A 25,331-nucleotide genomic window follows, 5' to 3' on the forward strand; every position below is an offset into this window, starting at 1 on the left:
CGCGTGAAGAAAAATGGAAGGGAGGTGGGTAACGTGAAACCACCTTTGGTTGATCCGCGGGACATGCAGGCAGTCATCCGAAAAATGCGCGAAATGGTGCCATTCTACACCCCGGAGTGGCGCTTCACTCCAGAAGATCCTGATGCGGGTACGGCTTTATTTCTCCTTTTCGCAGACATGCTGATGAATAATCGTGAGCGGTTGAATCAAGTACCCGAGCGAAATTTTATCGCTTTTCTCAATATGCTCGGTGTTGGAATGGATCAGGCTAGATCGGCAGAAACCTTTTTGACATTTGAATTGAGTACAGGTGTGCAAAAGCCAGTGTGGATTTCGGCGGGCACAAAAGTTTCGGGTAAGTCTGCCCTTGGCGATGAAGTGGTTTTCGAAACCGATCAGCCTATGCTGGCTACCCCCTCTCTCCCGACAGATCTGTTGTTTTCCAATGGCAGTCGAGATTTTTTAACAGATGTAACGGGGTGGCTTGGAACAAATGCACCGCTCTCTCTCTTGGACTGCAAGGCTTTGCCGAATCATCAGGAACATTGCTGGTATTTGGGGCATGAGGACTTGTTTTGTTTAGGAGATCGTGCTTCGATCCAGCTCACGATGGTTTCCAATCAGGAACGCTATCAGGAATCCTTGCTGACAGAGAAGCTGGCGAATCCAGAGCTGGTCGAGTGGACGTATCTGTCAGAGGGCGAATGGGTTTTGTTCGACAAAGTCGAGGCTGATCAAAATCGGCTGTGCTTGGAAAAAAAGCAGCGGAAAAAATGGGAGTCTAGTGACGTGCAAGGAATCGAAAATCGTTGGCTCCGTTGCAGAGTGAAGCCAGGCATGATTCATGAATGGGTGAAAAATGGCGGGAGCACCTCTCTGACCCAAATCCAGATGAAGACGGATTATTTGCCAACAGATGATCCGGAGGGCCTTTCACCCGACATGCTTTTCTCCAATGATGTACAGGTTTCTGGGAGCGGTTGTCTTGCGTTTGGCGAGCAGCTCGCACCGTATGGCATGTTTTTTTTGTCCTGTGAAGAGGCGCTGACGAAGCCTGGAAGTACGGTTGCCCTTCGTTTTCGGATGAAGACGGTGGCTTATCCCGCTACGCATCTGTCACAACCGGAACCGAAATGGAAATGGATCATGAAGGAATCTTCCTTTGACCCTCCTGCGACGACACCCGTCACGGTCAGCAAGGTGGTATGGGAATACTGGAACGGCAGTGGATGGATGGTGCTCCTGGCAGGAGAGGATCGGGAGAAGCTGTTTGCTGGCACCGATTCGGATGAAGAGATTGTGGTTATCTTTACGTGTCCAGATGATTTGCAGCCGACAACCGTCCAATCACAGCTAGGTTATTGGATCCGTGTGAGAATTCTTCAGGTGGAAGGTTTATACGGCCCGAATCCTGTATACATGGCCCCGTGGCTGGAAGACATGCGCCTGACCTACTCGTACCGAGAGTCGTTACATGAGCCGGAAGCGATTCTCACACAGAACGACTTGGATTGGCAGCACCCTGTCCGTACAGGTAATCATCAGGCTAGCTTCCAGCCGTTTTTGCCGTCCGAATGCTTGCATCCCGCCGTCTACTTTGGATTTGAACAGCCGCCTTTACAAGGACCGCTCTCTTTCTACTTTTCTTTTCTACCGATGGAAGAATCCCCAGGGCCTGCTCCGGTTGTGCAATGGGAATACAAGCGCAAAGAAACAGGAACAACGTCTTGGGCCAAGCTGCAGACAATTGATCAGACCGCTGGTTTTACGGAAAGTGGTACCGTTCGTTTCGCTGGTCCTTTTGATATCGAAAAAAGCAAAATGTTTGAGCGGGAGCGTTATTGGATTCGCGCCGTCAACGTAGACAATCGTCTGGGAGGAGGCGCTTTGGATGCACGACATCCCGTGCTAAGCGGTTTTTATCCGAATACGATACGAGCCATTCAACAGGAGACGACTCGCAATGAAATGGCAGAGCGGATAGCAGAGGGGCCACAAGCCGAGTACAGACTCATCCGACATCCCGTCATGGGCGAAGAGGTATGGGTAGATGAAACAGGCTTCTTTTTGCCGAGTGAACGAAAGAGCTGGCTGGAACATCCAGAAAATCGGGTGGAACTTCTCTATGATTCGGAAGGGAACGAGCAAAAATGCTGGGTTCTGTGGAAGCGAGTAGAGCATCTGCACGATTCGGGCCCGGATGATCGCCATTACTGCTTGGAGAGCGCTACCGGAATAATTTTGTTTGGCGATGGCAGACACGGTAGGGAGCTTCCACAAACCGGACTCGGTTCCGTGAGGGTGACGTATAAGGTCGGAGGAGGAACAGTAGGGAATCTTCCAGCTGGGCAGTTGAATCAACTGGAACAATCGATTCCGTTTGTCCAAGCTGTCAGCAATCCGGTGCCTGCACTTGGGGGAAGTGAGCGGGAATTGCTGACGGACGCCTTGCAGCGAGGTCCTCAAACCATCAAGCATCGCTATCGAGCGGTGACGGCTGAAGATTTCGAATGGCTCGTCCGTGAAGCGCATCCGGGGATAGCCAAGGTGAAGTGTTTACCGAATCGGAACAGCCGCCTGCAAAGAGAAGCAGGGCATGTCACTGTGATTGTATTACCCGCAGCGGGATGCTTCGGCACACAATTTTTGGAGCTTCGGCGTTCTGTCACGAACTCCTTGCTCACACATGCGGCAGCGACGGTAGCCTCTCCCGAGCGGATTCATGTTAGGGAGCCTGTCTACTTGGAAATTGCGGTGACAGCAGAGCTAGCAGTGGGGTCTTTGGAGGAAATCGTTGAGGTGGAGCTGGAGACACTCAGCAAGCTCGCGCGATTCCTTGACCCGATATCGGGAAATCTGCATGGTGGAGGCTGGGAAATAGGACAACGTGTGCACCCGTCGCTCTTGTTTGCCTTGTTGAAATCTGTAAAGGGCGTCCGCTTTGTGGATCATCTGACCTTGGCTGTATTTCGAACGGAAAGTGGGCAACGAAAGGAAATACTCGCTTCTGAATACGAGACGATCGTACATGGGATCGTCACAGAGGGTGCGCATCGAATCAGCGTCCGCGTTCACGAAAGCCAGGCTTTCTTCCCAACCAAACATTGAAAAAGGAAGTGTGCGCTATGCTTCCATCCAAGAATCTGGATGATCGCCACTTTGAAGAGATCCTAGAACAAGCAAAAAACGCGATCCCCAAGCTGCAGCCAGAGTGGGGGGATCACCGTCATCACGATCCAGGCATTACGCTTTTGGAGATGTTCGCGTGGTTGATGGAAATGCAACAATACTATCTCAATCGGATAACGGAAAAGAACGAACGTAAATTTTTGCAGCTCATGGGTGTACACCCACAAAATCAGTCATGTGCGACGACTGAGGTTACGTTTTTCGACGTGTCAGAAGAAGCGATTCTTCCGGAGAAGACGAGATTGTTCGCGGGGAATCTTCCTTTCGAGACGGAACATTCGCTTGTTCTGGTACCCGCCAGTCTGGAGCGTGTTCTGGTTCATACAGAAAGCGGGACGGCGGATGTGAGTTCATCCAATGCGCATAACGGTGTTTCCTACTACGCATTTGGCCAGGAACCAAGGATAGGGAACAAGATTTACTTAGGCTTTGATCGGCCGCTGCCAGTGGGGGAGGCAGTCTCCATCGGTTTGCGTCTGTTTGAAGACTATCCTGTCCCAATGGTCTCGCTTACACCCACGTCCCTTTTCGTTCCATCGGCGAGTCTCGTTTGGGAGTACTATGGACAGAACGAGCGCACGCAAGAAATGGGATGGAGTCCGTTACCGGTCTCGGATGAAACGATGCATCTCTCCTTTTCGGGACGAGTCCTGATCGAGCTTGAAGGGGCAATGAAGCCAAGCATGCTTTACCCCGCCAATGATCGGCCTCGATTTTGGCTCTGTGCGACATTGCGTGCAGGTCGATTCGAATTGGCTCCACGCATGGAAAAAATCGAGCTGAACACCGTGAGCGTCATCCAACGCGAAACCTTCAGTCAAGTGTGGGAGTACGATGGAACGGGTCAAGTGGATCAGACGATCGTGCTTGCAAGCTCGCTATCGTATGAAGGCACAGTAGAGGTTCAATGCAAAAAGGGGCGTTATTGGCAAAGTGGATGGGATCAAGATGAACCAGATCAAGCCGATACAGGTGCATTCTCTTTTCGCGTTTCGCGCGGCTCAGAACAGGGAGCTACGATGATTCGGTTTGGGAGTGCAATACCTGAGGGCCGCAAAAATATTCGGGTCATCGCCTATCGGAGTGACTTTGCAGGGCAGCGATTCATTGGAGAAAGCAGTGGATTGCCACATCAAATGTTCCGGTTGAATGTCCAATCGATCTTGCCAGAAACGTTTGTCATTCAGGTGGCGCGTCAGGTCGAAGGCAGTCCGTTTCCCGTCTGGGAAGACTGGTCGCTGGTCACTGATTTTGACCGATCGGGACCACAGGACCGCCATTTTATGTTGAATGATTCGGACGGGGCAGAAATCGCGTTTGGCAACAATGAGCACGGAGCCATTCCCGAAAGGCTGGAAGGCATGGCGGGCATTCGGATCATATCGTGTCAGACAGGCCAAGGCGCGAAGGGGAATGTACAGGGTGGCCAAATTACTCAGTTCCTTCCGCTCGCCAGGCAGCGAACTACCACGCAGGTGACGAATCCCCGTCCAGCCAGTGGGGGAAGCGAGCGCGAAACGATCGATCGAGCCAAACGCAGGATGAGAATGGAATGGAAGAAACCCCAGCGGGCCGTTACAGCAGAAGATTATGAGGCCATCGCGCTGTCGACTCCCGGATTGCGAGTGGCCCGCGCGAAGGCCATCCCCCTGTATAAAGTAGGGGAAATGGGAGCAACCGAGCAAAACGCAGCCGCTCAAATGACCGTCGTCATCGTCCCGTTCAGCGACCAGCCGACACCACAGCCAAGTGAAGGCTTCCTGCGGACCGTTCGTCACCAATTGGAACAGCGAAGGCTGCTGACGACAGAAGTCCATGTGACTGCTCCAGCCTATATCAAAGTGACCGTTTTCGCGACAATCGTGGTGGAGCCTGCGTTTGCAGACAAAAAGCAGATCGTGCTACAGGCACTGAAGCGGTATTTGACGCCATTGAATGTCCAAGATTCTTCGACTCATCAAGGAAAAGGATGGGAATTTGGTCGACCTGTTTATAAAAGCGATCTTTACGAGGTGTTAAACCAGATCGAGGGTGTGCTATACGTGACGGATTTGTGGGTTTCCACAGAGGGTACAGGCATCATCAGGGATGAAGGGGGAGATATTCAGATTCCGCTCCATGCACTGGTGTACTCAGGAGAACATGTTCTGGAGCTCGTTGTGGATAGAGAAAGATAGACGGGAACAAACGGAGGAGTGGGCGTGGATACAATGAATCGTTTCTTTTCCCTGAACAATCCGTCCGATTGGCAGCGGGGGGCTTGGTATAACCTTCACGTCTCCAACGAGGGGATCGCGCTGAACAAATCGCCCGAATATGTGATCGATCATGTGCATCAAGCTGGGACGACACATCACTCTCGACTCTTGGATTTTTCCATTGCACGCGTCGGTTCGTTGCTTTGGCTGGATGAAAGCGGGCATATCACGCATTACGATGACAGCAACAACTTCAAGGAGACGGTGTTTCGCGCTGGACGCGGGTTGTTTTCCAAAGACTCGTTTCTCGTCGCTGACGATGAATACGTGTACATCATCGATCCCGAAGCGAGGCGAAAAGTCGGAGCGTATTCCATAGCCAACGGCCAATGCGTTTGGAGCTGGGAAGATGGGGACGGACAGCGATTTTTTCCTTTGGATGCAGGGCTAGATGAAGAAGGGCGTCTTTACATCACGACACCTGTGGTCGTAGATCGAGATAACGAACGGAAGGAAATCGCGGCGGGAACACAAGTCGTCGTCCTTCGGCTGAATCGGGCAGGCAAAATAGACGCTACATACGCGCATGCAGAATTGAAAGTAACAGAGAAAGCTACACTCCGTGAGATCAGGCGAAGAAGGTTGTTTCGCCTGTCCATTGCCGAAGCGGGCGAGGCCTATCTATTTTGGGCACAGACGAATCAAGTGTTTCGATTCTCTTCGGAAGGCTCCGATGTGTGCAGCCTGGCGATCCCGTCAGGCACCAAGCCCGCGGGATTTGCAGTGGGTCCAGGTCCCATTCTCTACGTGGGTGATAGTCGTTCCATCGATTCGGCTCATGATCATACCCGATTCATTTTGCGGTTTCAACCAACGGGAGAAGCACTCGGACCACTAACAAACTACCATGGACGAGCAGACAAGCTCGTTTTTGACAAGCAGCAACGTTTGTATGTTTGGGACGCACAGAAAAATGTTTTGACCATGTTGAGGCTCGTCTCGCGGACGTCCACCTTGGATGCGACCGGAATACCGATGGGCATCTACTTCTCTCGTGCATTGGATAGCGCGGAATTTGAAACGGTGTGGCATAAATTTACGCTGGATGCAGACATACCGGAAGAAACGCAATTACTCATCTCGACGTTTTCTTCTGATCGAAAAGAGCATGTGATTCATGGAGCCGTACACAACCTGGATGATTTTTTGCTGGCACCCGATATGGACTGGAAAACCAAGCTGCAAAGGACGGCCAATCTATGGTCGAAGCCGGTGATCAACGCCTCAGATGCGTTGTTTCATTCAGCAAAAGGTCGTTACTTATGGATCAAAATCGAATGGCTCGGTACTGATCGTCACTCCCCGTTGCTCAGGCAATTGCGGATTTACTCGCCGCGCGACACATTTTTGCGGTATCTACCAGCGACTTATCAAAGTGAACCTGCCAGTGCTGATTTTTTGGAGCGCTTCCTCTCCCTTTTCGGGACGTTTTACTTGGAGCTGGAGGAACAGATTGATACCATCTCGCGGTTGTTCGATCCTGATACGACACCTGGTGAATTTGTCCCTTGGCTCGCTTCCTGGTTAGGAATGGGCAGGGAAGAGCATTGGACAGAGGCGCAGCGACGAGAGCTGATTCGTCGTGCGCCGGAGCTGTACGCAGAGCGGGGCACTCGTGCGGGCTTGGAAAAGATGGTGGAGCTGTATACCGGGGAGCGCCCGATGATCGTAGAGTATTTTCAAATCAGGGACATGAAGGCGATCCCGGAGCTGCACGAGCTGATCTCTTCCTTGTACATGGATCATCCGTATCAATTTTGCCTGATCGTTTCACAGGAATGCGCGAAAACAGAGCGGGAGCAGTCGGTTCTGCAAAAGATTTTGGAAGATCAAAAGCCTGCTTTTACAGAAGCGAAGCTCATCGTTCTGCGCCCGGGCATCTACGCCGACTTCCATAGCTACGTGGGGATTAATTCTTATTTGACAGAGCCGTCGTTCCTAACGCTTGATCAAAATTTATCCATACCTTACAACACGGTACTAAGCGGGAAGGACCGCAGCAGACGAATCGATTATGACACGAGGATTGGCCTGGATGCAGAGCTGGAGTAAGAAGCCGAGATTTTTACGCAAAGTGAGGTGTTCGAGATGAAGAATCTGCGTTATTTTCCACATGAACGGAATGTGTATTTCAAAGGGAAGCTGTTGACCGTCAGAGATTTCGAATCAGAACAGCGCTATTTCAATGACAAACGTCGACTCACCAATCGCTTGCTTCACGGGGGTGGAGTGGTATGCGGTTTGCAAGTGATCGCTGTGGACGAAAAGCAGATTTCGGTCGAGGCTGGAGTCGCTCTCGATTATCTCGGGAGGGAAATCGTACTTCCTGAGCCTGTGAAGCTGAAGCTGTCTATGATGGAAGGCTTTAGCAACAACGATTACGCGAAAAATGTGTACGTCTGCTTGTCCTATGATGAAAAAGGCAAAGAACAGGTCTTCTCCGTCTCCGAAACGGTCGAGCAGGAAATGGCTGAATACAACCGAGTGGCAGAAGGATATCGGCTTTTTATCAAAGAGGAGGCACCACATCCTGCTTCCATCGAAGGGGTGCAACTAGTAGAGCAAAGAGTGCTGCTATTTGCAGATCCACAGGTGCGCATCTGGCAGGCGACCCCACGATACGTCAATCCGGGTGAAGTATTTTCCTTACAGTTGCACATTGAGAAGACGGTACAAACGTCGCGTGTGCAATTCCAATACAAGCTGGATGCACCAGGGCTGACAGTCTTGGAGAGCAGTGACGGTAGTGTATCCTTCTTAGAGCCTGTTGACGCGAAAGAGACAGATTACGTCATCTCCATTCCGATCAAGGCTGGCTGGGATCGTGGAACGGTGGAGCTGGCAGTGCTGGGGGGCAAGGCAGAGGTTCAACTCGGCGATCGCTTGGTGCATACCGATCTCGGTTCTGTAGGAAAAATCGAAATCACGCCAGACGATCTGGTAGAGCGTCTCGTGTCCGATTACTACAATCGCAAGCTGGATCAGGTGACACATGCAAACGAACAGCCTTTTCTTTATTTGGCAAAAGTATGCTTGCTGCAAATGAATGCGACCTATGTCATTGAGAAGGTTGTTCCTGTTCCGTTTGGTGAGTACGTGTATACCCCAGCGCTTTTGCAAAAGCTTGCGTTGCGTGCACAGAAGGGGAAGCAAGTCGAGCAAGGGTCCCATGCGGATTCCTTCCGGGTGACCACGCGTGTGAAAGAAATCGCGGCAGGCGATAAGCCGCAGTTTGATGTGAGCTACGATAATCTGGCGTCCGTCTACCAGTTTGAGCTTGGTCTGCCCCGACCCGGAAAGGCAAATGAACAAGTAGCAACTGGCGTGGTGGAAATACCGATTGAGCCATATTCGTCCAACTGGCCGTTTGGAGTCAGGATCGGCAATCGATATTTTTCTGACGAGATCAAGCACTCCCTCGGAAAAGGGAACGTGTATGCCAGTGCAGGAGTCGAGGATTTTCATGCAGATGTGATCGATGAGTTGCTTTCCCAACATGAGCAAGTGATGTACGGGCATAGTAGTGTTTTTGTTGATTCAGAGTATGCGACAGATGCAGCGCATTTTGCCGTAGGGGTCATCGTTTATCCGCAGAAAGGAACGTTTCGGATCGGCGTTCAGGTAAAGGGACCTGTTCAGACAGATCGGGCAAGGATCAGGTGGTGGGCGATCAAACCACTGGCAGCTGAGACAGAGGACGTGGCGCATCAAGATTCACAAGAGTAGCAAGGTTTGCTTCATTCTGTATTTATGCTACACTTTCTTAATGTAAGTACATATCAGCGTTAGACGGGAGGAGATCCAATGGCAACACATATCACAGATCATTCCGTTTTGAACAACGGGGTGAAGATGCCCTGGCTGGGTCTGGGTGTCTGGAAGGCAAAAGACGGAAACGAAACGTTGGCCGTCCGTTCCGCGATTGAGGCGGGCTATCGCAGTATAGACACGGCAGCCATCTACGGTAACGAAGCCGGCGTAGGCGAAGGAATCCGTCAAGCCGGGATTGATCGCGATCAATTGTTCATCACGACCAAGGTGTGGAATGCGGATCAAGGCTACGAGTCAACGCTGAAGGCTTTTGATGAAAGTATGAAAAAATTGAGTATCGATACGCTGGATTTGTACCTGATTCACTGGCCCGTAAAAGGCAAGTACGTAGATACATGGAGGGCTTTGGAAAAGCTGTACCGCGATGGATATGTACGTGCGATTGGCGTCAGTAATTTTCATAGCCACCACCTCGAGGATTTACGCCAACATAGCGAGATCATTCCGGTTGTCAACCAAGTCGAGTATCATCCATTGCTTACCCAAAAAGAATTGCATGCGTATTGCAAAGAGCACCATATTCAACTAGAAGCATGGAGCCCGTTGATGCAAGGAAACCTCGATCATCCTCTCTTGGTGGAATTGGGACAAAAATATGGCAAGTCTCCTGCACAAATTGTGCTTCGCTGGGATTTGGAAAACCAAGTGGTCACGATTCCGAAGTCGATCACACCAGAGCGGATTCGCCAGAACGCAGATGTTTTTGACTTCTCCCTCAGCGCAGAGGATGTAGAAAAAATCACTGCCGTAAATGACAACAAGCGGTTTGGGCCAGACCCAGATAACTTTGATTTTTAAAGGGACAACGATAAGGCATAAAAGGGGAGCCGCAACAGGTCGGCTACCCTTTTTTTCATTCCTGTCTTTGGGTGGTCCTTGGATTCGCTCTTTACTATGCTTTATTTTTTCGTATACTGAAAAGTAGCATATTCGTTTCATCAGACGAAACGATCGGAACAAAGTAGGAAGCAGGTGTCAAACACTTATGGAAGAAGAACAAAAAGCAAACGTTCGGGCAGTCGATCGGGCTTTGGATATCCTGCTCTGTTTTACAGACGCTACGGATCTGGGCCTGAGTGAGATAGCGAGTCGACTCTCCTTGCATAAAAGTACCGTGCATCGTTTGCTGGCAACGCTGGAGAACAAAGGGTTTCTGATACGTGATGTTCAGACGGAGAAGTATCGACTTGGGTTTCGGGTTTGGGAGTTATCCGCCAATTTGTCGCAAAACGATGATCCAGCGATATTGCTGCTGCCGGAGATGGAGCGATTGCGGGATTTGGTGGAGGAAACAATCAGTCTGTACGTGCGGGATGGAAACGAGCGGATACGCGTACAGGCAGTCCAAAGCAAGCAGCCGATTCGCAGGGTGGCGCCAATCGGAGCGCGTATGCCACTCACGGTGGGGGCATCCAGCAAAGTACTTGTGGCATATGCAGAGCCTTTCATTTTGCAGGAAGTCATCAGCGACCCGAATTGGCCTGACTATGTGAACAAGGAGTCTTTTATTGAGCAATTGGATCAAATCAGGAAGCAAGGCTTCGCGACTAGCGTGGAGGAACGGGAGCTGGGAACAGCAGCCGTAGCCGTCCCGATATTCAACCGCAACGGACAATTGGTAGCGTCTATTGCAGCGTCGGGTCCTTCCAACCGCCTGACTCCTGAAAAAATGAGCCAATACGCGCCTTACATCATGGAAGCAGCCTATCGGATGGGGAAAATGATGAAATAACGAAGAAGCCAGTCAAAACACGAAGAGAATGTGTTTTGGCTGGCTTTATTTATTGAACGATCAATGCGTAATCATTGTCGCACGGTTAACACCACGTTTCCTTTCTTATGTCCCAACTCCACATAAGAGTGGGCCTCCACTGCTTGCTCTAGCTGATAAATGCGATCGATGACGGCACGCAGCTTGCCAGCCTCGATCAGCTCCTTTACATACCTCAAGTCTTCCGCGTTTTCCTTCGCGGTCCCACCAATCACCTTCTTACCACTCGTCATGTTCGTCCATAAACCGCGAACGATTGGCAGAGGGCTAAAATGGACCGCTCGCAGGTAGTAACCGTTCGGTGTCAGTCGCTCGACGCATGCCTGAAACGGACTCTTTCCGACCGTATCGAAAATGATATCGTAGATCGTATCGTCGTCCTCGAAGTTTTCTTTTGTATAATCGATGATTCGGTCGGCCCCCAACGATCTTACCAGCTCCACATTCGATGTGCTGCATACTCCGGTCACTTCCGCACCGAAATGCTTGGCGAGCTGTACCGCATACGTCCCGACACTGCCAGAAGCACCGTATATGAGCACACGCCTGCCGTGCTGGATATTGCCCTTCCGGAGAAATTGCAAGGCAGTATAGGCACCGACCGGAACCGCGGCTGCTTCCTCAAACGTCATGTTCGCAGGCTTCAGCGTAATACAACCGTTCTCAGGTAAGCATTTGTATTCGGCATACGCGCCGAAGCCGTTTCCGCAGGCAGCATAGACGGCATCCCCCGGTTTAAACTGAGAAACACCACTGCCCGTTGATTCGACCACCCCGGCTAATTCGAAGCCGAGAATCTTGATTTTCCTCGGCTTCCACAGACCATTGAACAGACGTGCCAGGAAAGGATCTGCCTTGCGTAAACGCCAATCCCCCGCTGCGGCAGTTGCAGCATAGACTTTGATTAATACTTCGTCGTCCTTTGGTACCGGCTTGGCGACATCCCGGAGCTGTAGGACATTGGGCGGTCCGTATTGCTCGTATACGATCGCTTTCATCTCTTCGCCCTCCAATTAGCCTTGGCTGTTTTCCTATTTTATACGGAGTCATTTGATTAAAGTTTTCATTTTTTTGAATAGGAGAGCTGATTTTTTTGCTTACTTGAATAAAAAACTTTACTTAAGTTAATTTATATACTATTATAAATTTAAAGTAGAAATATGGAAAAAGGAGTTCAAGATGGCAGAAGCATTATCGCTACGCGAGAAAAAGAAAGCCAAAACTAAATTCGCCCTTCTGGACGCTGCCTTGGAGCTGATAGGCGACGGGAGCTTCCGAAATGTCCTAGTGGATGACATTTGCGAACGAGCAGAGGTGTCGAAGGTCACATTCTTTAAATTTTTCCCGCAAAAGGAAGAGCTCTTGATTTATTACATGAGCATATGGCAAGCAGAGTGCTTTGTTGAGTTGCGGAGTACAGGTAAGAGGGGATGGGAAGCCGTTCGGCATATTTTTGCCAAGGTTACACGCGATAGTGAGAAGCAACCTGGGATCATGCTTAGCCTTATCAGCTTTTTAGCCGAGCAACAAATGCACCCGTGTGTCCCACTTTTATCTGATGCTGAATTGTATTTGCGCTTCCCCGAGGAAGAGGAGAGAGAAGCCATTCGAGCTACTGATCTGCATGAAATGTTGCAAAAGTGCGTGCAAGAAGCAGCCGAAGATGGACAGCTTGCCCTTCACTTGTCGGAGGAAGAGGCCGTTATTTTGCTATTCTCGATCTTTTACGGAGCCTATCTGACTGCACATTTGTTTCATGTGTCTGATTATATGGCGTTTTACGAGTTGCACCTCAAATCTTTGATAAGGTAGGGGAGTCGGATGGCAAAAGTAGTTCCGGGGCGTTTTACAGCACAAATGGAAGGACCTTTCGTCGTATTTATCATCGGGATGCGAATCAATCGTAGGCTGGCGGTTCACAAATGGATGCCAGTAGCCAACGCCATGGGAGGCATGATGCGAGAGTTGTATCAGCACCCGGAGCTCGGACTGTTGGGTCACACTTCGCATTTTAATCTGCGTGAAATCACCCAAATCCAGTACTGGCGATCCTATGAGCACTTGGAAAATTACGCGAGAAAAAGCCACAATCATTTGAGCGCTTGGAAGAAGTTCAACCAAGCGGTAGGAACGGATGGAACGGTTGGGATTTTTCACGAGACGTACTTGGTTGATGCTGGAAAATACGAATGCCTTTACGGAAATATGCCTGTCTGGGGATTGGCCAAGGCAGGTGAGCATCTACCGGCAGTGGGAAAAAGGGAGACGGCACGCCGGCGTTTGGGCGGTGAGAACGAGCCAGCGGTACCTTCTCCTACACAATAAAAGCTTGTCGCAAACAAGCGGCCCTTTCTTCTTTTTTGAGCGATGCAGCATTGGACTGAGTGTCCAACTGCTGCAAGGTCTAAGGAAGAGAGGGTCGTTTTGTTCGAGAAAAACATTAAAGCTCCATGACGTGATACTTCGTCTTTCTAGCAGTAGTAAAAGGGTCGTTTTTGCAGTAACCTTGGCACTTGCATGAATGTTGTATAGTAGATCAAGCAGGTCGGTCTTCGTCAGCGAAAGGGACTGACATTTCAATCATGAAGGAGGTTTTTTGCATGAAAGACTTGATTCGCATTCGGGGAGCAAGAGAAAACAACTTGAAAAACATTTCTCTCGAGATTCCCAAGCATCGTCTCGTGGTGGTAACCGGACCATCTGGATCGGGTAAATCGACACTGGCACTTGATATTCTGCAACGAGAATGCCAACGACAATATATGGAGTCCAGTGGAATGTCATCTGAATCACTAGCGAAGCCTCGCGTGGATTCGATCGAGGGACTGTCTCCCTCCATTGCAATCAGTCAACATGTGACCAACCGTAATCCTCGATCGACAGTGGGAACCGTTACAGACATGTATACCTATCTGCGGACAGTCTATGAAAAGAAGGGGGAGAGACACTGCCAGAAGTGTCACGCACCAATAGCATCTGCTGCCAATGGCAAAGAAACAGAAGCCGTCACGTGTCCGGTATGTGCCTATATTCATTTCCCTCTGACCAAAGCAGATTTTTCGTTTAATACGCCCCAAGGTGCTTGCCCGACTTGCAGTGGATTGGGGACGGTCGTCGATATTGATGTGGAAGCCGTGTTTGATGAAACAAAGAGCATTCGGGAAGGAGCTGTTACCTTTTGGTACGAGGCGATTAATGAATATCAGGCCAGCGTGATGGAGGCGGCAGGAAAACATTACGGCTTGTCGATGAATCTGCCTTTGAACGAGTACAACGAAGCGCAGTGGGATTTGCTCAAATATGGCGTGGAGAGCGAGGAGTTTTCTCGACACTTCCCTTCTGTTCAGCCTCCGAAAACGGTAGGAAAGGGAAGGTTTAAAGGTGTGATCACAGGGATGTGGCAACGCTATAAGGAAAAAGACGGACAATCGGGTGAAGCTGCTTACTTTCTGACCCAGCCTTGTCACGACTGCCATGGTGAGAGGTTAAAGGAGGAGAGTCGCCTCGTTACAGTGGAAGGGAGGACCCTGCCGAGCCTATCCAAGAGCTCATTGGAGGAGCTGGGGGATTGGGTGGAGAGTGTGCTTGTACGAGCTGTCCGTGAAGGAGACACGATTTTGGAGGCTGTCCTTCATGATTTGCTCATCAAGATCAGGCGCGTCATCCATGTGGGGCTGGGCTACTTGACCCTCGATCGACAGGCCATCTCTCTTTCTGGCGGTGAAGCACAGCGATTGCGGCTCGCTTCCATTCTCGGCTCTGGCTTGACGGGTGTACTTTATTTGCTGGATGAACCAACATCGGGATTACATCCAAAGGACACGGATGGACTCGTGAAGGTCATGAAGGAGCTGCGTGATTTGGGCAACACTGTGCTGCTCATCGAGCATGACCAACGAGTCATTCAAGAAGCGGATCACGTGATTGATGTGGGGCCAGGAGCAGGACGTTTTGGCGGCGAAATCGTCGGGCAAGGTTCGCTGAAAGAATTGCTGAACCAACCGCATTCTGTCACAGGCCGCTACTTGAAAGAACAGAGAGTGCTGTCGTCCAAAGAGCGCAAGGGAACAGGCGAGTGGATTACGATTGAAGGGGCCACGTTGCACAATTTACGGGATGTGACGGTAGCGTTCCCACTGGGAAGGCTGGTAGCAGTTTCGGGTGTCTCTGGCTCGGGTAAATCGACACTCGTCTACGATTTGCTGGCAGCTGCTGCCGAGAAGCGAACGGGAAAAGCAGCAGGATGCCGCGCAATTACAGGACTCGAAGCCATTCAAAGCGTCATAACAGTGGATCAGTCGCCGCTATCACGCATGCAGCGCTCCAATGTCTCCACGTACGTCGACTTGTACACGCTCTTACGCAAAATATACGCTGCCTTGCCCGCAGCCAAAAAGCGTGGTTTGGATGCCAAACACTTTTCATTTAATACGCCGGGCGGAAGATGTGAGCGATGCGAGGGACTGGGGCGAGTGGAAGTGGACATGCACTTTCTATCCAACTTACAGGTCGTCTGCCCGGATTGTCGCGGAAAAAGATTTCGTTCAGAGGTCTTGGAGGTATCGTACCAAGGCTATTCCATTTCCGATATATTGATGCTTAGTATTGAGGAGAGCCTCTCCCTGTTCAGCGAGCAAAAGAAGATGATGCAATTGCTGACCCTGCTGTGTGAGGTAGGACTCGGCTACTTGCAATGGGGGCAGTCCGTGACGACCTTGTCCGGTGGTGAAGGACAACGGTTGAAGCTGGCTAGGGAGCTGAGTGCATCTTCTACAGGGCATACGCTGTACTTACTGGATGAGCCATCGACAGGACTGCATCCAATTGACGTCGAGAAGCTCCATGTCCTCTTGAGCAAATTGGTCGACGCCGGAAATACCGTATTTATGGTCGAGCACAACACAGAATTGATCGCCGCTTCTGACTGGGTGATTGATATGGGACCTGGAGGCGGTAGTTCTGGAGGGAACGTGGTTGCGAGCGGGACACCAAAAGAAGTGGCGGCCACGAAAGAGTCGATTACCGGAAAGTTTATCCACTAATCCAATACGCGTCGATACAAAAAGGTCGCCCCGATTCTGCTGTGGGCGACCTTTTTTCCGTCAAAAGTCAGGTAGACGATCCAAATTGTTTTCCTTGATTCCGTCTGGCTCACTCCGCAGAATGTCTCTCCCATACTTGTGAAACACGTCTACATGAGCCAGCTTGCCAGCCTTTGCATCGTTGAGTGCGGTGATATAGTCGAGCTCACGGCCTGTGTCTGTTTTAAAGGCGATCAAGTCTCCATCGTCGTTTTTCCTGACAGCCACGATTTGCTCTTTTCCTGTATTCGTCAGTGGGCTGTTATCTCCATTTTCCTGGATCGCCTGTTGTTCTCCAGCATTTTTGTAGGCCTCATAAATTTGTTCAAAGCTCCGTTGATCCATGCATCATCCCTCCTCATCAGTAGGGTGCCTAAAACAAAGGAGAACATGCATTCGTTTTTTGCTTTCGGGGACTATGCTCGCTGTGCACTAAGAGGAAGTAAGGTCGCTGCTATCCGCTTATATTTTTCCTGGTCGTGGATGCGATAGTACAGGCTCCGCAAAAAGTTTTTCGCATTGATTCGCCCCGTATACGCTTCGATTGAATAGCTACTATCCAAACGATTCGCAAAACTCCGAACCCATCCATCGATATCATCCAAGGAGAGTTCATCACGATTCCAGACAGAAAGGACAGCAGTCACCAAGCGCTCATCTTCTTCGTGCGCATAAACTGATTTCGCCCCTGTGATTGTTTCGCGGATGACTCCGAGAATTTGCTTCAGGTCAGTCTGATCCAGTTCACTGCATTGGGCCAGGTCATCGAGAGCGTCAGCAGCATGAGCGGTAGCATGTGCCCAGCCCTTTTCTTCCACATAGCCTCGCAGGTCTGTTTCTTGCCGTATGTAAGCGAAAAGTTTGTCTTTCACGTAAAGGATCGCTTCTTTGGCGAGAAAAGGATGATTCCGATGCAGGATCAGGATAAGGGGGAGCAATAAAACGGAAAAGGAGCGCGTGAATACCGAGTCAGTCCCATTTTCACCTATGCGATAAAATAAATGCTGGTCGTCGAGTGCAATCGCTAGCAGCTCTTGTAGCTGTTCAGGGGAGAGCACACCTTCCTCTATCCAATGAGAAAACGTGGAATAGATGAGCTCATCACGCAGTTGGGGATCGGGGGAACCGATGTGCGTAACCATTTCGAGCGCCAATTCAAAAGCATGTGGCGGCGCCAGAAAGCTATTCGCCCGAATCGCGAGCAAGGTTTCTTTTAATGACATCTTCTCAGCTCCTTTATTTTCTTAATTTTACAACATTGCTGGAGACGGCGGCGAAATAAAAAGAGAAGAGGGCAGATTTGCCGATACTGCCCTTTCTCTAAAAGCTGATTCGCTCATTCGGTTGTCAGGCGTAGCAGCCAATCTTTCAAGTCGACGATACGCAAAGTTTGGGGTCCTGTGGCGATCCCGGTTACCAGCAGGGGAACGAGTGAATCTACCTCGTGCAAGGAACCGTGTGCCGCTCCGCCGATATGGGTGGGAGAACTTTCGGTAATGAGCTCATGCCCTGGTTGAACAGTAACGACCACATATCTGCCTTCATGCGAATTCATCGCACCGTAGAGCCTCGCCAAAACGTCCGGATATTTCCCATACGTGATCCGGTTCTTGTTCATGGTCATATCGAGCAGACGAGGATCGCCGCTGAAGGTCCATGTTTGCCCATATGGATCGGTAAAGGGACCGTTTGGTTGATAGCTAAACTCTCGGTTGATTTTGCCTGCTGTAACGATAATCTTTTTGTCTTCCTTTCTTGCAAGGATGTCCAGCTTTGGTTCACGCTGCAAACGTTTTACGATATCGGATAACGGAATACGCGAGTCCAGGGCATAAATATAGGCCATCCGTTCGTTGGCCGAAATCACGATTTGGTCAGCGGGTGTGACAGGCTGACTGATTTTGGCTATTTGATAGTCGGTCAATAAGCTGCGCAAGTCAATGGTAGCGGCCTTGCGATCATCCAGAACAGCACTCTGGGCACTGTCTCCCATGACGATCCACCGCGCTTCTTTGAGTGCCTTGTCCCAAGATCCAAATGCATCGAGTACGGCTTGAAGCGCTTTATCCGCTTTTTCAATTCCTTCGATCGTAGCGGGGCCATTCTTATGTACTTCCATATCATTTTCCGGCAAATAGGTGATGGTAAGAGGCGGGAGCTTCTTGTTGGCGATGAGATAGGCAGCCTCCTGCGCGGAAAACTCATCATTCATCCCGTATTTTCGCCAAATGCGCTTTTCACTCTTTTGATTCGGATCCAGCTGGACAAATGCTGCATACGACATCAGTTTTGGTCCGGTCACATTCAGTTCGTCTGGCAAACGCGTGCCGAAATCAATGAGACGGGGGATTTGTAAGGCGTGCGGCGTTTTGCCTCGCCATAGAATAGCATTGATGGAAGCAGTATCCTTGCCTTTTTCCGCCAATTCTTCATGGATGGTTTTCGTATCACGATTGAGCTGGACCAGGTTCAATTGATGAAGGATATCTAGCAGCACTTGGGGCTGATCGATCTTCAGACCTTCTTTGGGACCATACCCGTAATAAATCATCCGCTTTTCCTTGTTGCTGAACCAGGATAATCCCGGTACATGATGCTCATTGGCATACGTTCCTGTAAGGAGCGTGCTGTCGATAGTTACCGACATGGTGGGAAAAGAACTCACAACTTGCGGGTAATAGCGCCCGTTTGCAAGCAAATAACCTAAAGCAGGAGCGCGACCTTGCCGGATCGCTTCTTGAAGTGGTTTGTCCATTAACGAATCAATGAGAATGAGCAGGACAGGCTTTTGCGATTTATTTCTCTCAGCTGAGGGTTGAGCCTTAAGGCTATGCTGACGGATTTGGGAGGCTGAGTCTGGCTTGCAGCTGATCACAGTCAGACTCAGCGCCAACAGGAGAAGGATGGCGTATGTGAATCGCGACTTCATGTTTCCATTCCTTTTTTGCGAATTTGATTTTCCCTATTTTTTGTTTTCGCGGAAAAATTATTCACCAAGCCTGCCTCATTTAACCTTCCGGCAACAGATGAGAGATCTCGACAACCACCCCTTTTTCCAAAAACAAGCGAGGGATGCGATTACTAAGGGTGGCAACGACTTCATAGTTGATCGTCCCGAGCATTTCGGCAATCTCATCGACAGTAATCTCACGGTTTCCTTGCTTGCCGTAAATCACGACTTCATCGCCTTGCTTTCCACTGCCTTCTCCCAAGCTGACCATCATCTGATCCATCGTCACTCGCCCTGCGATCGGCAACCGTCTGCCTCGATACAGAACAAATCCCCGGTTAGAGAGTGCGCGGGAATAACCATCGGCATAACCGATTGGAATCGTCCCGATGACCTCTCCGCGCTTTGCTATGTATGTAGCACCATAACTGATCGTATACGGTGGCGTCAGCATGGTCTTTACATAGGAGAAGCGCGATTTCAAGCTGAGTGCCGGAACGAGCTTGACGCGATTGAGTTGTCGGATATAAGTGGATGGATACAGCCCATACATGCCGATTCCGAGGCGGATCATATCGGCGCTGTATGCGGGAAAAGCAATGGTAGCAGCGGTGTTGCACATGTGTACGGTCGGAAGCTCGAACCCTTTTTCCTTCAGATAACGAAGATATTGAACAAACAACTCGTGTTGCGCTTTGGTCAATGTGTGATCGGGTTCATCCGCAGTGGAAAAATGAGTGAAGATTCCGGTCCATGCAAGGGAAGAGCTTGACGTTAAGGCCTTCACGACTGAAAGCAACCCAGATCTTGTCCGTACGCCCAAACGTCCCATACCTGTATCGATGTTGATATGGATGTTCAGACGATTGGAGAAAGCTGTTGATTTGACAATTTTATCGGCTTTTTTGATCCAATCAGTCTGGAAGGCAGACAGCTCAATATTCCAGGCGACCGCCTCTTTGACACGTGAAAGAGGAGTGAATCCCAGCACGAGTATAGGGGCTACAATTCCTGCCTTTCGTAAGACGATACCTTCTTCCAGAATGGCGACAGCGAGGGAAGTAGCCCCGTTTTCGAGGGCATGGCGGGCTACTCCAACAGAACCATGGCCATAGGCATTCGCTTTTACAACCGCCATGATTTTCGTCTGTTTAGGAATATGCCGACGTATCGCTCGAATGTTTTTCTTGATGGCATCGAGATTTACCTCAATCCAGGTTTCGCGAAACAACTGTTTCATCACGAATCCCTCCCTTTTTCTGGCAAACGGTTCCCTCTTCCATGCGTATTCACCGTATCTTCCACTTAAGCGTGGCCTACCGGGAAGAGATAATAAAAAGCAGGCCATGTGTAGAGGCCTGCAAACGACAACCATGTGTCTGGCTGGAAACGTAAAAAGAGCAGACTGCCGAATACTCGGAGTCTGCTCTTTTCGTTGGGTGGGTGCTGATACGAACTTATTTTTTAATCGTTTGCTTACGCAGTTACTGGTTTACCTTCATCCAGCAATTGACGCAGAACCGTTTGCAGGATACCACCATTGCGGTAGTAGTCTACGTCTACCATGGAATCGAGGCGCACGATTGCTTCGAATTCGAAAGTGCTGCCGTCTTTCTTAGTAGCTTCTACTTTTACGCGTTGGCCAGGTTGAACATCATCGGAGAGGCCTACAATGTTGAAGGACTCAGTACCGTCGATGCCGAGAGACTTCCAGCTTTGGTCACCAGCGAATTGCAGAGGCAGAACGCCCATACCAACCAGGTTAGCACGGTGGATACGCTCGAAGCTCTCAGCGATAACCGCTTTGATACCCAAGAGGAATGTACCTTTTGCTGCCCAGTCACGGGAAGAACCAGTACCGTACTCTTTACCAGCCAGTACAACGAGTGGAGTACCGTCTGCTTGATACTTCATGGAAGCATCGTAGATGGACATTACTTCGTCAGTTGGCAAGTATTTGGTTACGCCGCCCTCAGTTCCAGGAGCTACTTGGTTGCGGATACGGATGTTTGCAAATGTACCGCGCATCATTACATCGTGGCTACCACGACGAGCACCGTAGGAATTGAAGTCTTTGCGCTCTACGCCGTTTGCTTGCAGATACAGACCTGCTGGGCTAGTTGGCGAGATGTTACCAGCTGGGGAGATATGGTCAGTTGTCACAGAATCACCGAAGAGTGCGATCGTGTTCGCTGCTTTGATGTCTGCGATTTTAGCGATTTCTCCAGCCAGGTTTTGGAAGAATGGCGGCTCTTGGATGTACGTGGATTTTTCATCCCACTCGTACAGGTCGCCAGTTGGAACGTCGATTTTGTTCCAAGCTTCGTTTTGCGTGAACACTTGGCCGTACTCAGCGCGGAACAGAGCAGGATTCATAGCTTTGTCCATTGCAGCTGCGATCTCTTGTGGAGAAGGCCAGATGTCTTTCAAGAATACAGGTTGACCGTCTTTGCCAGTACCGATTGGCTCTGTAGTCAGGTCGATATCTACAGTACCTGCCAGTGCATAGGCGATAACCAATGGAGGAGAAGCGAGGTAGTTCGCTTTTACCTGTGCATGGATACGGCCTTCGAAGTTACGGTTACCGGAGAGTACCGCTGCAACTGTCAGATCTTCGTCAGCGATTGCTTTGCTGGTTTCCTCTGGCAATGGACCGGAGTTACCGATGCAAGTGGTGCAACCATAACCTACTACGTTGAATCCGATAGCATCCAAGGAGTCGATCAGACCAGCGTCAGTCAGGTATTGCGTAACTACGCGGGAACCTGGAGCCAGGGAGCTTTTTACGAAAGCAGGCTTTTTCAGGCCTTTTTCCACAGCTTTTTTCGCCAGGATACCTGCACCCAGCATTACGCTAGGATTTGATGTATTGGTACAGGAAGTGATCGCTGCGATAACAACTGCACCTGTTTTCAGCGTAGCTGTTTCACCGTTTGCATAAGCAACTGGTGCGCTAGCTGCGATTTTCTCTTCGGAGAGACCAAATCCGCCTTTGTCGATCGGCGTACGCAAGCTGTTATTGAAGGATTCCTTCATAGCAGTCAGTTCTACGCGGTCTTGAGGACGTTTTGGACCAGCCAAGCTAGGTACGACAGTGGACAGATCCAGTTCCAATGTTTCGGAGAATACTGGGTCAACAGTCTCGTCAGTACGGAAGAGGCCTTGTGCTTTGGTGTAAGTTTCAACCAAGGAGATGAGGTCTTCTTCACGACCAGTTTGACGCATGTAGTTGATTGTCTCAGCATCTACTGGGAAGAAGCCCATTGTAGCGCCGTACTCAGGTGCCATGTTCGCTACGGTAGCGCGGTCAGCCAGCGAGATGTTGGACAGGCCTGGTCCGTAGAACTCCACGAATTTACCTACAACGCCTTTTTTACGCAGCATTTGCGTAACAGTCAGAGCGAGGTCAGTTGCAGTTGCACCAGCATTCAGTGTGCCAGTCAGTTTGAAACCAACTACTTCTGGCGTTACGAAATACAGAGGTTGGCCGAGCATTCCTGCTTCTGCCTCGATACCACCAACACCCCATCCAAGAACACCAAGACCGTTGATCATAGTGGTGTGGGAGTCAGTACCTACGAGAGAGTCAGGGAAAGCAACCAATTCGCCATCAACTTCGCGAGTAGCGATTACAGTAGCGAGGTACTCCAAGTTTACTTGGTGAACGATACCGGTAGCTGGAGGAACCGCACGGAAGTTGTCAAACGCAGTTTGTGCCCAACGCAGGAAGCGGTAGCGCTCTTGGTTGCGTTCGAATTCCAATTTCATGTTGTTGTCCAGAGCGGACGCGTTACCGAAATCGTCAACCATGACGGAGTGGTCGATAACGAGGTCAACTGGAACCAATGGGTTGATTCGTTTTGGATCTCCACCAGCGCGTTTCATCGCGATGCGCATTGCTGCCAAGTCAACTACAGCTGGTACACCAGTGAAGTCTTGCAGTACGATACGAGCAGGCATGAGAGGTACTTCTTGGTTTTCGTCGCGGCCTTTTGTCCAGGTCGCCAATTGTTGTACGTGTTCTTTCGTGATTGCACGGCCGTCGAACTGACGAACAGCAGCCTCGAGCAGAACTTTAATGGAGAACGGCAGTTTGGAAACATCGCCCAAACCTTGTTCTTCCAACCCTTGCAGGCGATAGTAAGCAAAAGACTTGTCGCCTACTTGCAGGGATGACTTTACTTTGTAAGCATCTTTGTTAGCCAATGTATACAACCTCCCTATAATAACTTGGAGTTTCACCAGGTGAAACGTTGTTTCGTTTCTTCATACGAACCTATTATATACGATTTGTTTCCCGGCTTCTACCCCAAATTCATCATTATTATACAAAAATCATAGGTAAAGAAAAGTGGATCACGAACGTCTTCTTATTATAAAGAAGAAAATTGCACGCACTTCAATTATTATCCCGTTTATATTTCGTTTACATTCATGCAGTATCTTATCTCTTGCAAGAGAAATGAGTGAGGAAAAAGGGGAGAAATAACGAATGGAACAGACCAATCGCGTAGCGAAATGGGGAAACTGGAGGCCTTTCTTTCGATTAATTAAGGAAACAAAACCATCCAAGCTAAAAATCGGTGTCGCATTGTTCATGAGCATCGCCACCACACTGGTTACTTTAGTGATTCCGCTCTTTACAAAAGACTTGGTCGACAGCTTTTCCCTAGCTACGATCACGACAGGACAAATTGTGCTTTTGGTCGTCGCTTTTGTTGCACAAGCCATTGCGGGAGGGCTGTCCATCTACTTATTAAACCATGTTGGCGAAAGTGTGGTAGCTTCGCTCCGTGAACGACTCTGGAAAAAGCTCCTCGTCCTGCCGATCTCTTATTATGACAACAACCGGACAGGTGAGACGATCAGTCGAATGACCAACGATACGGGCGTCGTGAAAAGCCTGATTAGTGATCAATTGTCCAGCTTTTTCACCGGATTGATCACGATTGTTGGTTCCGTCGTGACGTTGCTATACCTCGATTGGCAAATGACCTTAACGATGCTCGTTGCTGTTCCGTTGTGCATGGGGATTCTCATGCCGCTTGGCAGCCAAATGTACAAAATTTCAAAAGGATTGCAAGATGAGACTGCGAGCTTTACAACGATCATGAATCAGGTGCTTCAGGAGATGCGGCTCGTAAAATCCTCCAATGCCGAGGTGTACGAATTGGGGATGGGGACAAAGGCAATCGGAAACCTGTTCCGATTCGGGTTGAGAGAAGGAAGAGTCCAAGCCATCATTGGACCGTTAATGTCCTTTATCCTGATGGTGCTGCTCGTGGTTGTCATCGGCTATGGCGGCATGCGGGTGTCCTCGGGAGCATTGACAGCTGGTGAGCTGGTCGCGTTTATTTTGTATCTGGTGCAAATTGTCATACCGCTGGGGCAATTCACACAGTTTTTCACCTCCTTGCAAAAGGCCATGGGGGCAACAGAGAGAATCATTGCGACACTGGAAGCAGAGGAAGAAGATCTTCTGGCAGGACGGACCCTTGCTAACGCAGGGCTGCCGATTCATGTGAATCATGTTAGCTTCGCGTATGAGAACGGGGAAACGATTCTTGACGATGTCAGCTTTACGATTGGGGCCGGAAAAGTAAATGCGATTGTCGGGCCGAGCGGCAGCGGCAAAACGACGTTGTTTTCAATGGTCGAAAGGTATTATCAGCCACTGAATGGAGAAATCAGGCTGGGCAATGATCCCATCACGGATTTTTCCTTGAAGTCATGGAGAAGTCAAATCGGCTACGTATCCCAGGAAAGTCCTTTGATCGCAGGAACCATCCGAGAAAATATTTGCTACGGGATTTCACGGACGATTAGCGAGGAGGAACTGAAGGAGGCGGCAAAGATGGCCTATGCGGATCAATTTATTGAAGAATTGCCGAATGGCTATGAAACAGAAGTAGGGGAGCGAGGTATGAAGCTATCGGGCGGACAGCGCCAACGAATCGGCATTGCCCGTGCACTGCTTCGTGACCCGCAAATCTTGATGCTGGATGAAGCGACCTCTAGCTTGGACAGCAATTCCGAGATGATCGTCCAGAAGGCGTTGCAAAATTTGATGAAGGGACGTACCACCCTCGTGATAGCCCATCGCTTGTCGACTGTGGTGGAAGCAGATCAAATCATCTTTTTGGAAAAGGGAAAAATCACAGGGATGGGTACACATGAAGAGCTTTTTCAAACCCATGCGATGTACCGTGAATTAGCTAGTCAGCAATTGCTCGTAAAAGAGAGGGTGTAGA

Annotated in this window: 16 protein-coding genes; 10 read left to right on the top strand and 6 right to left on the bottom strand. The window is 49.9% G+C overall.

What is annotated here, in order from left to right:
- The first annotated feature begins 33 nt into the window (after positions 1 to 33).
- From C7R92_RS25450 to C7R92_RS25475, 6 genes are all read left to right on the top strand, one after another.
- Entirely contained in the window at positions 34 to 3,108 is a 3,075-nt protein-coding gene (locus C7R92_RS25450) for a putative baseplate assembly protein (protein WP_106836078.1), read from the top strand.
- A 17-nt stretch (positions 3,109 to 3,125) separates the two neighbouring features.
- Positions 3,126 to 5,366 (top strand): putative baseplate assembly protein, encoded by a 2,241-nt coding sequence (locus C7R92_RS25455; RefSeq protein ID WP_106836079.1) that lies wholly within the window; start codon positions 3,126 to 3,128, stop codon positions 5,364 to 5,366.
- A 33-nt stretch (positions 5,367 to 5,399) separates the two neighbouring features.
- Positions 5,400 to 7,499 carry a phage tail protein gene (locus C7R92_RS25460; RefSeq protein WP_244195819.1) on the top strand — a complete coding sequence of 700 codons (2,100 nt, stop codon included), beginning with the start codon at positions 5,400 to 5,402 and terminating at the stop codon, positions 7,497 to 7,499.
- Positions 7,500 to 7,535: 36 nt separating this feature from the next.
- Positions 7,536 to 9,173 (top strand): hypothetical protein, encoded by a 1,638-nt coding sequence (locus C7R92_RS25465; RefSeq protein ID WP_106836081.1) that lies wholly within the window; start codon positions 7,536 to 7,538, stop codon positions 9,171 to 9,173.
- Positions 9,174 to 9,251: 78 nt separating this feature from the next.
- Entirely contained in the window at positions 9,252 to 10,076 is an 825-nt protein-coding gene (locus C7R92_RS25470; protein ID WP_069847650.1) for an aldo/keto reductase, read from the top strand.
- Between the two features lie 187 nt (positions 10,077 to 10,263).
- A complete protein-coding gene (locus C7R92_RS25475) occupies positions 10,264 to 11,010 on the top strand; it encodes an IclR family transcriptional regulator (RefSeq protein WP_017250488.1) in 747 nt (248 codons plus the stop codon).
- 71 nt (positions 11,011 to 11,081) lie between these two features.
- Here the strand turns inward: C7R92_RS25475 and C7R92_RS25480 are convergent, their stop codons facing one another.
- The gene (locus tag C7R92_RS25480; RefSeq protein WP_106836082.1) at positions 11,082 to 12,047 is read right to left on the bottom strand and encodes an NAD(P)-dependent alcohol dehydrogenase; all 966 of its coding nucleotides are present in this window, start codon (positions 12,045 to 12,047) and stop codon (positions 11,082 to 11,084) included.
- A gap of 181 nt (positions 12,048 to 12,228) precedes the next feature.
- On the opposite strand from C7R92_RS25480, the gene C7R92_RS25485 reads away from it, so the two are divergent.
- From C7R92_RS25485 to uvrA, 3 genes are all read left to right on the top strand, one after another.
- Positions 12,229 to 12,861, top strand: coding sequence for a TetR/AcrR family transcriptional regulator (locus C7R92_RS25485; protein WP_069847647.1), 633 nt, complete (start codon positions 12,229 to 12,231; stop codon positions 12,859 to 12,861).
- Between the two features lie 9 nt (positions 12,862 to 12,870).
- Positions 12,871 to 13,374 (top strand): DUF4188 domain-containing protein, encoded by a 504-nt coding sequence (locus C7R92_RS25490; protein WP_069847645.1) that lies wholly within the window; start codon positions 12,871 to 12,873, stop codon positions 13,372 to 13,374.
- 275 nt (positions 13,375 to 13,649) lie between these two features.
- Positions 13,650 to 16,091 carry an excinuclease ABC subunit UvrA gene (gene uvrA / locus C7R92_RS25495; protein ID WP_106836083.1) on the top strand — a complete coding sequence of 814 codons (2,442 nt, stop codon included), beginning with the start codon at positions 13,650 to 13,652 and terminating at the stop codon, positions 16,089 to 16,091.
- 60 nt (positions 16,092 to 16,151) lie between these two features.
- Here uvrA and C7R92_RS25500 read toward each other — a convergent pair whose 3' ends face one another.
- The 5 genes from C7R92_RS25500 to acnA all read right to left on the bottom strand — a co-directional run bounded on the left by C7R92_RS25500 (position 16,152) and on the right by acnA (position 23,286).
- Entirely contained in the window at positions 16,152 to 16,475 is a 324-nt protein-coding gene (locus tag C7R92_RS25500) for a DUF3892 domain-containing protein (protein WP_017250483.1), read from the bottom strand.
- A gap of 71 nt (positions 16,476 to 16,546) precedes the next feature.
- Complete coding sequence (locus tag C7R92_RS25505; protein ID WP_106836084.1) at positions 16,547 to 17,353, bottom strand: DUF2785 domain-containing protein; 807 nt, start codon at positions 17,351 to 17,353, stop codon at positions 16,547 to 16,549.
- 113 nt (positions 17,354 to 17,466) lie between these two features.
- Positions 17,467 to 19,059: an alkaline phosphatase family protein gene (locus tag C7R92_RS25510; RefSeq protein WP_106836085.1), complete on the bottom strand. Its 1,593-nt coding sequence runs from the start codon at positions 19,057 to 19,059 to the stop codon at positions 17,467 to 17,469.
- 79 nt (positions 19,060 to 19,138) lie between these two features.
- Positions 19,139 to 20,320 (bottom strand): alanine racemase, encoded by a 1,182-nt coding sequence (gene alr, locus C7R92_RS25515; protein ID WP_106836086.1) that lies wholly within the window; start codon positions 20,318 to 20,320, stop codon positions 19,139 to 19,141.
- A 236-nt stretch (positions 20,321 to 20,556) separates the two neighbouring features.
- A complete protein-coding gene (gene acnA, locus C7R92_RS25520) occupies positions 20,557 to 23,286 on the bottom strand; it encodes an aconitate hydratase AcnA (RefSeq protein WP_069847632.1) in 2,730 nt (909 codons plus the stop codon).
- A gap of 286 nt (positions 23,287 to 23,572) precedes the next feature.
- On the opposite strand from acnA, the gene C7R92_RS25525 reads away from it, so the two are divergent.
- A complete protein-coding gene (locus C7R92_RS25525; protein ID WP_106836087.1) occupies positions 23,573 to 25,330 on the top strand; it encodes an ABC transporter ATP-binding protein in 1,758 nt (585 codons plus the stop codon).
- Position 25,331: the final 1 nt, after the last annotated feature.

It is taken from the genome of Brevibacillus porteri (genome assembly GCF_003013475.1).
In the GTDB taxonomy this organism is placed as follows: Bacteria; Bacillota; Bacilli; order Brevibacillales; family Brevibacillaceae; genus Brevibacillus; species Brevibacillus porteri.